Source organism: Pseudoxanthobacter sp. M-2 (assembly GCF_046156265.1).
In the GTDB taxonomy this organism is placed as follows: domain Bacteria; phylum Pseudomonadota; class Alphaproteobacteria; order Rhizobiales; family Segnochrobactraceae; genus CAMDHY01.
In genome coordinates this window covers 127,367-140,987 of the sequence record NZ_JAWDIR010000044.1, presented here as the reverse complement: position 1 = coordinate 140,987, position 13,621 = coordinate 127,367, and the positions used below count along the sequence as shown (strand labels likewise).

The 13,621-nt window shown below is 70.7% G+C and carries 14 protein-coding genes; 4 read left to right on the top strand and 10 right to left on the bottom strand.

Translation table 11 applies throughout. The features are described 5' to 3' along the window. The 5 genes from recJ to RUR49_RS20435 all read right to left on the bottom strand — a co-directional run bounded on the left by recJ (window position 1) and on the right by RUR49_RS20435 (window position 6,058). Window positions 1-1,839: a single-stranded-DNA-specific exonuclease RecJ gene (gene recJ / locus RUR49_RS20455; RefSeq protein ID WP_409148280.1), complete on the bottom strand. Its 1,839-nt coding sequence runs from the start codon at window positions 1,837-1,839 to the stop codon at window positions 1-3. 31 nt (window positions 1,840-1,870) lie between these two features. Then, window positions 1,871-2,869, bottom strand: coding sequence for a class II fructose-bisphosphatase (glpX, locus tag RUR49_RS20450; protein ID WP_409148279.1), 999 nt, complete (start codon window positions 2,867-2,869; stop codon window positions 1,871-1,873). Window positions 2,870-2,924: 55 nt separating this feature from the next. Beyond that, window positions 2,925-4,250: a homoserine dehydrogenase gene (locus tag RUR49_RS20445; protein ID WP_409148278.1), complete on the bottom strand. Its 1,326-nt coding sequence runs from the start codon at window positions 4,248-4,250 to the stop codon at window positions 2,925-2,927. A gap of 129 nt (window positions 4,251-4,379) precedes the next feature. Further along, on the bottom strand, window positions 4,380-5,597 hold the full coding sequence (locus RUR49_RS20440) for an LL-diaminopimelate aminotransferase (RefSeq protein ID WP_409148277.1): 1,218 nt from the start codon (window positions 5,595-5,597) through the stop codon (window positions 4,380-4,382). 110 nt (window positions 5,598-5,707) lie between these two features. After that, window positions 5,708-6,058: a hypothetical protein gene (locus RUR49_RS20435; RefSeq protein ID WP_409148276.1), complete on the bottom strand. Its 351-nt coding sequence runs from the start codon at window positions 6,056-6,058 to the stop codon at window positions 5,708-5,710. Window positions 6,059-6,387: 329 nt separating this feature from the next. On the opposite strand from RUR49_RS20435, the gene phaC reads away from it, so the two are divergent. The 3 genes from phaC to RUR49_RS20420 all read left to right on the top strand — a co-directional run bounded on the left by phaC (window position 6,388) and on the right by RUR49_RS20420 (window position 8,893). Next, a complete protein-coding gene (phaC, locus tag RUR49_RS20430; RefSeq protein WP_409148456.1) occupies window positions 6,388-8,157 on the top strand; it encodes a class I poly(R)-hydroxyalkanoic acid synthase in 1,770 nt (589 codons plus the stop codon). Window positions 8,158-8,222: 65 nt separating this feature from the next. After that, the gene (locus RUR49_RS20425; RefSeq protein WP_409148275.1) at window positions 8,223-8,519 is read left to right on the top strand and encodes a type II toxin-antitoxin system HigB family toxin; all 297 of its coding nucleotides are present in this window, start codon (window positions 8,223-8,225) and stop codon (window positions 8,517-8,519) included. Beyond that, complete coding sequence (locus tag RUR49_RS20420; protein WP_409148274.1) at window positions 8,519-8,893, top strand: type II toxin-antitoxin system HigA family antitoxin; 375 nt, start codon at window positions 8,519-8,521, stop codon at window positions 8,891-8,893. Before RUR49_RS20425 ends, RUR49_RS20420 begins: the two co-directional genes overlap by 1 nt. A 6-nt stretch (window positions 8,894-8,899) precedes the next feature. Here the strand turns inward: RUR49_RS20420 and argC are convergent, their stop codons facing one another. From argC to RUR49_RS20395, 5 genes are all read right to left on the bottom strand, one after another. Further along, complete coding sequence (gene argC, locus RUR49_RS20415; RefSeq protein ID WP_409148273.1) at window positions 8,900-9,946, bottom strand: N-acetyl-gamma-glutamyl-phosphate reductase; 1,047 nt, start codon at window positions 9,944-9,946, stop codon at window positions 8,900-8,902. 56 nt (window positions 9,947-10,002) lie between these two features. After that, complete coding sequence (speB, locus tag RUR49_RS20410) at window positions 10,003-10,971, bottom strand: agmatinase (protein ID WP_409148272.1); 969 nt, start codon at window positions 10,969-10,971, stop codon at window positions 10,003-10,005. A 198-nt stretch (window positions 10,972-11,169) separates the two neighbouring features. Continuing rightward, complete coding sequence (gene rpsI / locus RUR49_RS20405) at window positions 11,170-11,658, bottom strand: 30S ribosomal protein S9 (RefSeq protein WP_409148271.1); 489 nt, start codon at window positions 11,656-11,658, stop codon at window positions 11,170-11,172. A gap of 2 nt (window positions 11,659-11,660) precedes the next feature. Next, window positions 11,661-12,125 carry a 50S ribosomal protein L13 gene (gene rplM / locus RUR49_RS20400; protein WP_409148270.1) on the bottom strand — a complete coding sequence of 155 codons (465 nt, stop codon included), beginning with the start codon at window positions 12,123-12,125 and terminating at the stop codon, window positions 11,661-11,663. Between the two features lie 202 nt (window positions 12,126-12,327). Beyond that, complete coding sequence (locus RUR49_RS20395) at window positions 12,328-12,750, bottom strand: PaaI family thioesterase (protein WP_409148455.1); 423 nt, start codon at window positions 12,748-12,750, stop codon at window positions 12,328-12,330. A gap of 192 nt (window positions 12,751-12,942) precedes the next feature. Between RUR49_RS20395 and RUR49_RS20390 the strand changes: the two genes are divergently transcribed. Beyond that, entirely contained in the window at window positions 12,943-13,620 is a 678-nt protein-coding gene (locus RUR49_RS20390; protein WP_409148269.1) for a hypothetical protein, read from the top strand. Window position 13,621: the final 1 nt, after the last annotated feature.

Genomic DNA, 13,621 nt, shown 5'->3' with positions numbered 1-13,621 from the left:
TCAGCCGCCGTGCGGCCGGCCGGGCTCGGCGGCGTCGACGAGGCGCAGCACGACCTTGCGGCCGCCGCCCCAGACATCGATGCCGAGGGTTCCGGCGACGTGGCGGACGCTGCCGCGGGCGGCGAGCAGGGCGCGGCCGAGCGGCGCCTCGGCGGCGCGGAAGGCGATCGCCTCCAGCCGCGCGCCGTCGCCACCGGCGATCGTCACCTTGACGTGGCTGCCGCCGACGACGAGGGCGTCGACGATGCGGTGGCCGGCAAAGGCGAACACCGGCTCCGGGCAGCCGGCGCCGAACGGCCCGGCCTTCTCGATCATCTCGACGAGTTCCGGCGAGGCGGCGGCGGCCGACAGCGGTGCGTCGATGGAAAGCCCGGCGCGGGCGCGAGCGGCTTCGACGGCGGGGCCGAGGCGCTCGCACAGGAAGGCGCGCAGGCCGTCGATGCGGTCGGCGGCGACGGTGAGGCCAGCAGCCATGGCGTGGCCGCCGCCCTTGGCGAGGTGGCCGGCCTCGACGGCGGCTGTAACGGCGGCGCCGAGGTCGACGCCGGAGATCGAGCGGCCGGAGCCGGCGCCGTTCTCGCCGGAGATCGCGATCGCCGGGCGACCGGTGCGCTCCTTCAGGCGGGCGGCGACGAGGCCGACGACGCCCGGATGCCAGCGCGCGCCCGCGACCACGACGACCGGATCGTCACCGAGCGTCAGCGTCATGGCGTCGGCCTCGGCGAGCGCCTCGGCCTCGACGTCCTGGCGGATGCGGTTGAGGGTGTCGAGGTCGGCGGCGATTCGGCCGGCCTCGACCGGATCGTCGGTCGCAAGCAGACGGGCGCCGAGGCCCGAGTCGCCGATGCGCCCCCCGGCGTTGATGCGCGGGCCGAGCAGGAAGCCGAGATGCCAGGCGGCCGGCGGGCCGCTGAGGCGGGCTGCGTCGGCGAGCGCCGCGAGGCCAGGGTTGGCGCGCAGCCGCATCACCGCCAGCCCACGCGAGACGTAGGCGCGGTTGAGGCCGGTGAGCGGGACGACGTCGCAGACGGTACCGAGGGCGACGAGGTCGAGCAGGGCGAGGAGGTCCGGCTCGCGGCCGCCGGCGAAGCGGCCGCGGCGGCGCAGTTCGCGGTTGAGGGCGACGACGGCGAGGAAGGTGACGCCGGCGGCGCAGAGGTGGCCGAGGCCGGAGAGGTCGTCCTGGCGGTTCGGATTGACCAGCGCCACCGTCGGCGGCAGCACGGTCGGCGCCGGGTGGTGGTCGAGGACGACGACGTCGAGGCCGAGGGAGGCGGCGTGGGCGAGCGCGGCGTGGCTGGACGTGCCGCAATCGACCGCGACGATGAGGCGGGCGCCGGCCTCCGCCAGCGTGTCGACGGCGACGAGGCCGACGCCGTAGCCCTCGGCGACACGGTCCGGCACGTGCACGCGCGGGCGGCGGCCGAGGAGGCCGAGATAGCGGTCGAGGATCGCCGCGGAAGAAGCGCCATCGACGTCGTAGTCGGCGACGATGCCGACGGGTTCCCCGCGCTCGACCGCGTCGGCGAGGCGGGCGGCCGCGCGGTCCATGTCGGTGAGGATGGAGGGGTCCGGCAGGGCGGTGCGCAGGCTCGGGGCGAGGAACGCCTCGACGGCGTCGACGCCGATGCCGCGGCCGGCGACGACGCGGGCGACGACGTCCGGCAGGCCGTGGCGCTGGGCGATGGCGAGCGCGGTCGCCTCGCCGGCGGCATCGAGGCGCGGCCGCCAGCTCTTTCCTGTCACCGAAGCGGCGACGTCGAACAGCGGCCGCTCGTCGTCCGTGCGGTGGGGGCCACCGGCCCCCGCCCGATCCTTTATCGCCGCGATCGCGTCCATCCCCGACGGGAGCCGGCCGCGGCGCGATTCGTCAATCGTTCTCGAACTTCGAGAAGTCGAGATGGGTCGACTTGATGAAGCGGACGGTGCCGGTGGATGAGCGCATCACCACCGTGTGCGTCTCGATGCGATCGCGCTTGAAGGCGACGCCGTCGAGGAAGTTGCCGTCGGTGACGCCGGTGGCGGCGAAGAAGACGTCGCCGGAGGCCATCTCCGTGAGGTCGTACTTCTTGTTCGGCTCCAGCACGCCCATCCGCTTGGCGCGGGCGCGCTTCTCCTCGGTGTCGAGGATCAGCCGGCCCTGCATCTGGCCGCCGATGCAGCGCAGCGCCGCCGCCGCCAGCACGCCCTCGGGCGCGCCGCCGATGCCGATGTAGATGTCGATGCCGGTCTCGTCCGGATCGGTGGTGTGGATGACGCCGGCGACGTCGCCGTCGCCGATCAGGCGGATGGCGGCGCCCGTGGCGCGCACCGCCTCGATCAGCGCCTCGTGGCGCGTGCGGTCCATGATGCAGGCGGTGATCTCGCCGACCGGCACGCCCTTCGCCTTGGCGAGCGCGGCGATGTTCTCGGCCGGCGACGCGTCGAGATCGACGAGGCCGGGCGGGTAGCCGGGGCCGATGGCGATCTTGTCCATGTAGACGTCGGGGGCGTTGAGGAGACCGCCGCCCTCCGACAGGGCCAGCACGGCGAGCGAGTTCGGCAGGTTCTTGGCGCAGATCGTCGTGCCCTCGAGCGGGTCGAGGGCGATGTCGACCTTCGGGCCCTCGCCGGTGCCGACGGCCTCGCCGATGTAGAGCATCGGCGCCTCGTCGCGCTCGCCCTCGCCGATGACGACGGTGCCCTTGATCGGCAGGCGGTTGAGCTCGCGGCGCATGGCGTCGACGGCGGCCTGGTCGGCGGCCTTCTCGTCGCCGCGTCCGCGCAGACGCGCCGCCGCCACCGCCGCCCGCTCGGTCACCCGGACCACCTCGAGCGTGAGCATGCGATCCAGCACCGCTGACGTCCGCCCCTTGTCGCCCTTCGCCATCGCTTCACCTCTGGAATTGTCTTTGGGTCGAAAACTTCTGCGGCGGCCGGACGGGTCAGGCCAGCTTCTCGATGCGGATCATGCGCGGCACGCCTGCGACGACCTCCGAGGCCGCCACGGCCTTGAGGGCGTCGCGCATGGCCGCCTCGGTCGTCTCATAGGTGATCATCATGATCGGTTGTGTGTCGGACGGAACGGCCGAGCCGGGGGCATCCGCCTTCGGGGCACGCCGCCGCTGCACGATCGATTCGAGCGAGATGCCGTGCTCGCCCATGTGGGCGGCGACCGTGGCGAAGGCGCCTGGCCGGTCGCGGACCAGCAGGCGGACATAGTAGCCACCGGCGTGGGCGCGCATCTGTGCGGGACGATAGGGCACGAGCCGGTTCGCCTTGCGGCCGAAGGCCGGCAGCGACCGGCCGGCGGCGACATCGGCGATGTCGCCCACGACAGAAGATGCCGTCGCCGCCCCGCCGGCACCGGGGCCGACGAGCACGATCTCGCCGACGGCGTCGGCATCGACCGCCACCGCGTTCAGCACCCCGTCGATGCGGGCGATGGCGGACGACTTCGGCACCATCGTCGGGTGGACGCGCTGCTCGATGCCGGTCTCGGTGCGGCTCGCGACGCCGAGCAGCTTGATGCGATAGCCGAGTTCGTCGGCGGCCTCGATGTCGGCCGGCGTGATCGACGAGATGCCCTCGATGTGGATGGCGCCGGCATCGACCTCGGTGCCGAAGGCGAGCGCGGTGAGGATCGCGAGCTTGTGGGCGGTGTCGAAGCCCTCGACGTCGAAGGTCGGGTCAGCCTCCGCATAGCCGAGCCGCTGTGCCTCGGCGAGGCACTGGGCGAAGTCGAGCCCCTCCTTCTCCATCCGCGTCAGGATGTAGTTGCAGGTGCCGTTGAGGATGCCATAGACGCGGCTCACCGCGTTGCCGGCGAGCGCCTCACGCAGCGTGCGGACGATCGGGATGCCGCCGGCCACCGCCGCCTCGAAGCCGAGGCTGACGCCGGCCGCGTCGGCGAGGCGGGCGAGCTCGTTGCCGTGGGCGGCGAGCAGCGCCTTGTTGGCGGTGACGACCGGCAGGCCGCGAGCGAGCGCCGCCCGGACGGCGGCGGCCGCCGCCCCACCCTCTCCACCAATGAGCTCGACGAAGACGTCGATATCGGCCTCGGCGGCGAGTGCGGCGGGATCGTCGTACCAGGCGAGACCGGAGAGATCGACGCCGCGGTCCCGGCTTCGGTCGCGGGCGGAGACGGCCGTCAGCACGATCGGCCGGCCGCAGCGGTCGACCAGTGCCTCGGCATGGCGCTGCAACAGCGCGACCGTCGCCGCGCCGACCGTTCCGAGCCCGGCGAGGCCCACTTTCAGTGGCTTTTCCATGGGGTGTCGAATCCGCGGATCGTGTCGGCTCGGCCGATCCGGCGCACCGTCGCCGCGCCCTCGGGGGACCGGGCGCGGACGCGGGAGTGCTCGGCGGCGGGTGGCGGAGCGCGGCGCCAGCCTAGACGGTCAGCGCCTCGCCCCGATCGGGATGACGTTGTGCAATGTTTCCCCCGCCGTTTCAAGGAACCGGCGGACGCCGCGAGCGGCCTGGCGGATGCGCTGCTCGTTCTCGACCAGCGCGATGCGGACGTGGCCGTCGCCGTGCTCGCCGAAGCCGATGCCGGGGGAGACGGCGACGTCGGCCTTCTCCAGCACGAGCTTGGAGAACTCCAGGCTGCCGAGGTCGCGGAAGCGCTCGGGGATCGGCACCCAGGCGAACATCGAGGCACCGGGGGCCGGCACCGCCCAACCCGCCTTCTCAAAGCTGTCGACCAGCACGTCGCGGCGGCGGCGGTAGATCTCGCGAACCTCCTGGATCGGCTCGTCGCCGGCGTTGAGCGCCGCGGTGGCCGCGACCTGGATCGGCGTGAAGGCGCCATAGTCGAGATAGGACTTCACCCGCGCCAGGGCGGCGATCAGCCGCTCGTTGCCGACGGCAAAGCCGATGCGCCAGCCCGGCATCGAGAAGGTCTTCGACATCGAGGTGAACTCGACGGCGACGTCCATCGCGCCGGGCACCTGCAGCACCGAGGGCGGCGGCACGCCGTCGAAATAGATCTCGGAATAGGCAAGGTCGGAGAGCACGAAGATCCCGTGCTTCTTCGCGAAGGCGACGACGTCGCGGTAGAACTCGAGGTCGGCGACGATCGCCGTCGGGTTCGCCGGGTAGCACAGCACCACGGCGAGCGGCGATGGGATCGAGTGGACGACGGCCCGCTCGAGGGCGTGGAAGAACTCCGGCCCCGGCTCCGCCGGCACCGAACGGATCGCGCCACCGGCCATCAGGAACCCGAAGGCGTGGATCGGGTAGCTCGGGTTCGGCACCAGCACGACGTCGCCCGGCGCGGTGATCGCCTGCGCCATGTTGGCGAAGCCCTCCTTCGAGCCGAGGGTGGCGACGACCTGGGTGTCCGGGTCGAGCTTCACGCCGAAGCGGCGCTCGTAATAGGCGGCCTGGGCGCGGCGCAGGCCGGCGATGCCCTTCGAGGCGGAATAGCGGTGGGTGCGCGGGCGCTGCACGGCGTCGCAGAGCTTGTCGACGATGAACTTCGGGGTCGGCAGGTCCGGGTTGCCCATGCCGAGGTCGACGATGTCGGCACCGGCGGCGCGAGCCTTAGCCTTCAGGCGGTTCACCTGCTCGAAGACGTAAGGGGGCAGCCGGCGCGTCTTGTGGAAATCTTCCATCGTCGTGGGTCCCGTGGACGGAGGCCACGGACCGTCCCGTGGCCGGCTGCCTCATAGCATCGTTCGCCGGCTCACGCACGCAGGCGTGGTATCCGCAACCGAACCGATTCTCAGGAGCCACCGATCTCGGCGCGGGCGCGCGCCTCGTGGGTGGCGCCAGCCGCCTGAAGTTCGGCGGCGGTGGTCGACACGGGCGCCGGACGCGCGCCGCCCTGGGCGGTGAGATCGCCCGAGAGCGATTTCTCGGCGGTCGCCTGCTCCTCGCTGGTGAGGGGCACGCCCCCGACGATCACGGGCATGGCGCTGATGTTCGGGTAGCCGTCGGGCGTCGTCGCCGGGACCTCGGCGGCGGAGATGGTAGTCGGCTCCGGTTCCGGCATCGGGATGAGCGTCGCGCCGGGGTCGTTGGCGCAGGCGGCGAGCAGGGCCGCGACGCCGATGGCGGGCATGATCGCGAGCATGGACCGGCGGACCGGCCGGCGTCGTCCATCCCGCTCACTTCGGCCACCCACCACGCGCGCTCCCGCTTCCGCAAAACCGTGCGGAGACATAGCAGACGTCCGCGACGGCGCACAGACGCCCCGGATGGTTGTGGTGCGTCGACGCCACGCTGTTGTCACCGTGCCATCGGACCCGTTTATTAGGACCGAAGAGGGACGGGACGGAAATGACGGTCGGCAAGGATGCCCCGCCGCGGAATGCGGCGGGCGATCAGGGCAAGCAGGAGAAGCGGCCGGCGGGGGCCGCGGCGGACGGCACGGCTGCGCCGGAGCATCCGGTGCTGCAGTACATGGTGCAGAACCCTGAGCTGTTCGCGCAGAACCTCGCGCGCGTCGTCGAGGAGGGCGGCAAGGCGCTCGCCGCCTATCTCGGGCCCCGCGAGGCGGGCGAGAAGAAGAACGAACTCGCCGACGAGCTCGCCGACGTCGTCAAGACGATCGGCCAGGTGAGCGAGTTCTGGCTGGCCGACCCGCAGCGGACGATGGAGGCGCAGACGCGGCTGTGGTCCGGCTACATCAGCCTCTGGGACCAGTCGATGCGGCGGATGATGGGCGAGCAATCGACGCCCGCCGCCGAGCCCGACGCGCGCGACAAGCGCTTCCGCGACCCGGAATGGTCGGCGAACCACTTCTTCGACTTCGTCAAGCAGGCCTACCTGATCACCAGCCGCTGGGCGGAAGACATGGTCGGACGCGCCGAGGGCCTCGACCCGCACACGCGCCAGAAGGCCGACTTCTACGTGCGCCAGATCTCCAACGCGCTGTCGCCGTCGAACTTCGTCGCCACCAACCCGGAGCTCCTGCGCGCCACGCTCACCTCGCACGGCGAGAACCTCGTGCGCGGCATGAAGATGTTGGCGGAGGACCTGCGCGAGGGAAAGGGCGACCTGAAGCTGCGCCAGACCGACGCGACGAAGTTCGAGGTCGGCCGCAACCTCGCGCTGTCGCCCGGCAAGGTGATCGCCGAGAACGCCATCCGCCAGGTCATCCAGTATGCCCCGGCGACGGTGACGGTGCGCAAGCGGCCGATCCTGTTCGTGCCGCCGTGGATCAACAAGTTCTACATCCTCGATCTCAACCCCGAGAAGTCGCTGGTGCGCTGGCTGGTCGAGCAGGGACACACGGTGTTCCTGGTCTCGTGGGTCAACCCGGACGAGACGCTCGCCGAGAAGTCGTTCGTCGACTACATGCGCGAGGGCGTCATCGAGACGCTCGACGTCGTCTGCGAGGTGGCGAAGACCGATGCGGTGGACGCCGTCGGCTACTGCGTCGGCGGCACGCTTCTCGCGCTGACGCTCGCACACCTCGCCAAGCGCGGCGACAACCGCATCGCCACCGCCACCTTCCTGACCACCCAGGTGGACTTCACCCACGCCGGCGACCTCAAGGTGTTCGTCGACGAGGAGCAGCTCGACGTGCTCGAGCGCCGCATGCGCGAGAAGGGCTTCCTCGACGGCTCGAAGATGGCGAGCGCCTTCAACATGCTGCGCTCGAACGACCTGATCTGGCCCTATGTCGTCTCGAACTACATGATGGGCAAGGAGCCGTTCCCGTTCGATCTGCTCTACTGGAACTCCGACTGCACGCGGATGCCGGCGGCAAACCATTCATTCTATTTGCGGCGCTTCTACCACGAGAACGCCTTCACCAAGGGCGAGATCGAGATCGACGGCACGCCGCTGTCGCTCGGCGACGTCAAGATCCCGATCTACAACCTCGCCACACGCGAGGATCACATCGCGCCGGCGAAGTCGGTGTTCGTCGGCTCGGGCTTCTTCGGCGGGTCGGTGCGCTACGTCGTGTCGGGATCGGGCCACATCGCCGGCGTCTGCAACCCGCCCTCCTCCGGCAAGTACCAGTACTGGAGCGATGGGCCGCCCACGGGCGAGTTCGAGGGCTGGCTCGAGCGCGCCGAGATGACGCCGGGCTCCTGGTGGCCCGACTGGGACCGCTGGCTGCGCAGCCACGACGACACCCGCGTCAAGGCGCGGAAGGTGGGCAGCCGCAAGCACAAGCCGATCGAGGACGCGCCGGGGCGGTATGTGAAGATGCGGGGGTGAGGCGCTCTCCTTCACCCAGCGCCCGTGGGGCTTGCTCCCAAACTGGGAACGAGCAATAGTATGCGATGCAGATCATCGCGAAGCGCAGGCTGCGTGAGTTCTGGCAGCGACACCCGCGAGCGGAAGTGCCGTTGCGGGGCTGGTTTGCCATGGTCAGCCGGGCCGACTGGCAAAGTCCGACCGACGTCAAGGCCATGTTCGGAACGACGGTCGACTTCGTCGCCGACAACCGGCTGATCTTCGATATCGGCGGGAACAAGTACCGCCTCGTGGTTCACGTCGCCTACGGGTATCGCCGCGCGCTGATCAAGTTCGTCGGTACCCACGCCGAGTACGACCGCATCGACCCGGAGACGATCTGATGGACGTCCGCCCGATCCGCAGCGAAACCGACTATGACTGGGCGCTCGCCGAGATCGCTGTCTATTTCGAGAAGCCGCCGGCGCCGGGAACTCCGGACGCCGACCGCTTCGACGTTCTCGCCGCGCTGATCGAGACGTACGAGGCGAAGGCGTGGCCGATCGAGCCACTCGATCCTATCGACACCATCCGGTACGTCATGGCTGAACGTGGGCTGTCGCAGGGCGACCTCGCCGCCGTGCTCGGCTCACGGTCGCGGGCGTCCGAAGTGCTGGCGCGCCGGCGGCCGCTGACGCTGGCGATGATCCAGCGGCTCCGCCGGGACTGGAACATCCCGGCGGACGCTCTGATCAGCGACGTCTCGACGGCCGCCTGATCCCTCTCAGGGGAACAGTGCCACCTGCTCTAGCCCCGTCGTCTCGGGCAGGCCGCAGACGAGATTCATGTTCTGGATCGCCTGGCCGGAGGCGCCCTTGACGAGGTTGTCGAGGGTGGAGAGCACGATGGCGCGGCCCGTCACGCGATCCGGCACGACGCCGATCTGGACGTTGTTCGAGCCCTTCACGTGGCGCGACTGCGGGACCTGACCGAGCGGCAGCACGGTGACGAAAGGCTCCGCCGCATAGGCCTCGCTGAGGATACGGTGGAGGTCCGCGCCCCCTGCCGCGCCGGTGCCGCGCACATAGATCGTCGCGTAGATGCCGCGGATCATCGGCGCCAGATGCGGCGTGAAGGTCGGCTGCACGGGCCGGCCGGCGGCGAGCGACATCTCCTGGTCGAGCTCGGCGGTGTGGCGGTGGTTGGCGACGCCGTAGGCGTGCATCCCCTCCGCCACTTCCGAGAACAACATGCCCTCCTTCGCCGCCCGCCCGGCCCCGGACATGCCGGTCTTGGCGTCGACGACGATCTCGTCGGGGTCGATGGCGCCGGCCTTCAGGAGCGGGATCGTCGGCAGCAGCGACGTCGTCGTGTAGCAGCCGGGATTGGCGACGAGGCGGGCGTTCTTGATGCGATCCCGGTGAATCTCCGCGAGCCCGTAGACGGCCTCGCCTTGCAGGTCGAGCGCCTGGTGGGCGTGGCCGTACCACTTGGCGTAGGCCTCGGGGTCGGCGAGGCGGAAGTCGGCCGAAAGGTCGACCACCTTGAGGTCGCCGCGGCGGCCGATCAGGTCCTTCAGCACCACCTGGGTGGTGGCATGCGGCAGGGCGCAGAAGACGACGTCGACGGCGGCGGGATCGAGGTCCTCGATGCGCGTCAGCGTCGGCAGCCTGAGGTGGGCGAACTGCGGATAGACCTCGGCCATCGGCCGGCCGGCCTTCGAATCGGCGGTGAGCGCCACCAGCTCGGCTGAGGGGTGGCGGACGAGCAGCCGGACGAGCTCGGAGCCGGTGTAGCCGGACGCGCCGAGAACGGCGATGCGGATGGTCATCGGAGGCACCTGTCGGGAAAGGATCGTGGGGAAGAACGGGCGGGGCTTCGTCGGCCTCAGCCCGTTCGTCGGCCGCGCCGCTCCGCGAGCAGCCCGAGATAGTACTGGGCCACCGTCGAGCCGGCGACGGCGGTGATGTCGGCGTGGTCGTAGGCCGGCGCCACCTCGACGACGTCGGCGCCGACGATGTCGAGCCCGCCGAGGCGCCGCAGGATCATCAGCGCCTCGCGCGACGTGAGGCCGCCGGAGACCGGCGTGCCGGTGCCGGGCGCGAAGGCCGGATCGAGGCAGTCGATGTCGAACGTCACGTAGGTCTTCGCATCGCCGACGCGCGCCTTGATGCGCTCGACGACGCCGGCGACGCCCAGGGTGCCGACGTCCTCGCCGGTGAGGATCTCGATGCCGCAGTCGTCCGGTGCGTGGGTGCGGATGCCGAGCTGGATCGAGCGGGTGACGTCGATGATGCCGTCCTTCGCCGCGCGGGCGACGAAGCTGCCGTGGTCGATGCGGCCGCCGTCATCGTCCCAGGTGTCCTGGTGGGCGTCGAACTGCACCATCGCCAGCGGGCCGTGGCGGGCGGCGTGGGCGGCGAGCATCGGCCAGGTGACGAAGTGGTCGCCGCCCAGCGTCAGCAGGAAGGCGCCGGAGGCGAGGATCGTCTCCGCCTGCGCGCGCATCGCGGCGGCGGCCTCCATCGGGTAGCCCTGGTCGAACGCGCAATCGCCCCAGTCGATGACGGCGAGGTGCTCGAAGGGATCGGCGTTGAACGGGTACTGCGGGTCACCGCACAGGATCGCCGAGGCACGGCGTATCGCCTGCGGCCCGAAACGGGCGCCGGGGCGGTTGGTGACGGCGGAATCGAACGGGATGCCCCAGACGACGGCATCGACACTGGCGAGGTCGCGCGACAGCCGCCGCCGCATGAACGAGAGGATGCCGGCATAGGCCGGCTCGAACGAGCCGCCATAGAGGCTGCCGCCGGCGAAGGCGTTCTCGGGGGGACGATCATCGTTGACGGCGGACATCGGGTCCCTCTCCGGGATGGACGGCGGCGGCACTCTAGCGGGCCCGGCACGACAGGCCAACGACGGGCGGCGTGCCGAAGCCAGGTCTCAAAACGCGAACAGAGCGGGGCTTCCGGGGCCACCGGGGCCCTTCAAACGCAAACGGGGCGGGCCTTCCGGCCCGCCCCGCTGCAAGATGCGGTGTCGCTGGGGCGCGGATCAGCGCTTCGAGAACTGGAAGCTGCGGCGGGCCTTCGCCTTGCCGTACTTCTTGCGCTCGACGACGCGCGAGTCGCGGGTCAGGAAGCCGCCCTTCTTGAGGACGCCGCGCAGCTCCGGCTCGTAGTGGGTGAGCGCCTGCGACAGGCCGTGGCGCAGCGCGCCAGCCTGGCCCGACAGGCCGCCGCCGGAGACGGTGGCGCGGATGTCGTACTGGCCGTCGCGGTTGGCGACCTGGATCGGCTGGCGGATCATCATCTGCAGCACGGGCCGAGCGAAGTACTCGACATAGTCCTTGCCGTTGACGATGACGCGGCCGGTGCCGCGCGTCAGCCAGACGCGGGCGATGGCGTTCTTGCGCTTGCCGGTGGCATAGGCGCGGCCGAGCTTGTCGAGCTTCTGGACATGCACCGGAGCGGAGGGCGCCGCGGCCGGGGCGGAGCCCATGGCGGTGCCGAGATCCTCGAGGGACTGAAGGTCGCCGACCATGGTCAACCCTTCCTGACGTTCTTGCGGTTGAGGGCGGCGACGTCGAGCGCTTCCGGCTGCTGGGCGGCGTGCGGGTGCTCGCTGCCCTTGTAGAGACGGAGGTTCTTCATCTGCTGGCGACCGAGCGGGCCACGAGGGACCATGCGGCGGACCGCGGCCTCGAGCACGCGCTCCGGGAAGCGACCCTCGAGGATGGCGCGCGCCGTGCGCTCCTTGATGCCGCCCGGGAAGCCGGTGTGCCAGTAGTAGCGCTTGTCGGCGTACTTGTGGCCGGTCAGCGCCACCTTGTCGGCATTGATGACGACGATGTTGTCACCGCAGTCGATGTGGGGGGTGTAGGTGGGCTTGTGCTTGCCGCGCAGGCGCATGGCGATCAGCGAGGCGAGGCGACCGACGACGAGATCCTCGGCGTCGATCACGATCCAGCGCTTCTCGACCTCGGCGGTCTTGGCCGAATAGGTCTTCATCGTGTTCCGTCACTTGATGCGGGCCGGGGCCCGGTTGCCGTCCGCTCCGCGGCGGGCGCGGAACGAAGAACGGCGGCCGCCAGGCCACCGAATTCGCCGCGGTGATAGACCGGCAGCGCGTGCCGGTCAAGGCCTCAGCAGCGCCAACGATACGAAAAACACCATAGTCTTCAAAGGATTGGATATGTGGTAATATAATACCTCATCCCGCACGCGGCGGCAGCGAGTACGTCACCACCGCATGGGCAGCGATCTCGTCCGATCCCGCCGCACGGATCGCGCAATCGACGACGGCAAGGCGCTGGCCGAGCTTGAGGATTCGCCCCTCCCCGACGAGGTCGCCCGGCTGCGGCTTGCGCAGGAAGTTGATGGAGAGGTTGGTGGTGACGGCGAGCGCCACCGGGCCGATGTGGGAGAGGATCGCCACATAGGCGACGAGGTCGGCGAGGGCCATCAGGCTGGGGCCCGCCACCGTGCCGCCGGGTCGCAGGTGGCGAGGGCCGGCCGCAAGCCGCATCGCCGCCCCGCCGGGATAGACCGCCTCGACGTGGAAGCTGCGGCCGCCCTCGAGCAGTTGCGGGAACTCGAGGTCGAGGAACGCAGTCAGTTCCTCGGGCGTCATCATCGGAGTCGGGTGAGGCAAGGCATCCTCCACGGCCACACCCGCCAGTAGCACAGAGGGCGGCCGACGTGCACGCACACGCTGCGCCCAACCCGCCCTGACGTCGCCGCCGCCGCCACGGTCTCGCCGCGAACGGACATCGTGTATGGTCGGCCCAGACCGCAACGGACCCCGTCCGAGCATGAAAGCCCGCAGATGACCTCTTTCGTATCCCGCGTCGCACCCCGCCTCCTCGCCACCGCGCGCACGTTCGCCATGGCGCTCGCACTCGGGGTTTCCGTCCCGGCGATCGCCGTCGCGCAGTCTTCCGGGACGGAGGCGGCGATCGCCCAGATGCAGGTCCCGCTCACGGCGGACATGGTGCAGCGCTTCATCGCCAGCTGGCCGGAGTTCAAGGCCCTCGGCGACAAGCTCGCCGCGGACCGAGGCGTCGACCCGGACGCGGGAACGCCCACCGCGGCCTTCGCGTCGTGGGCGAAGGAGGCCGACGCCAAGGCGGAAATCGACGCGGTGGTGGCGAAGCACGGCTTCGCCTCGCTGGAAGACTGGATCGCGGCTGCCGACAGCGTGATGATCGCCTTCTCCTATGACGAGGAGGAGCTGAGCGAGGAGCGCCTGGCGGAGATCCTCGCGGAGGTCGAGGCGAGCCCGCAGGTGCCGCCCGACCAGAAGGCAGCCGCGGCCGCCCAGGTGCGTGAGTACTTCGCCGCCGCCCGCACGTTGAAGCCTCTGCCGGGCAACGTCGAGACGATCGAGCCCTTCCTCGACGAGCTCGCGCTCGTCGCCGGCGGCGCGCCCGAAGACGCCAGCCCGGCCGATGGCGGCCCGGCGGATGGCGGCGATGCCCCGGCGGGCGAAGCGGCTCCGAACTGAC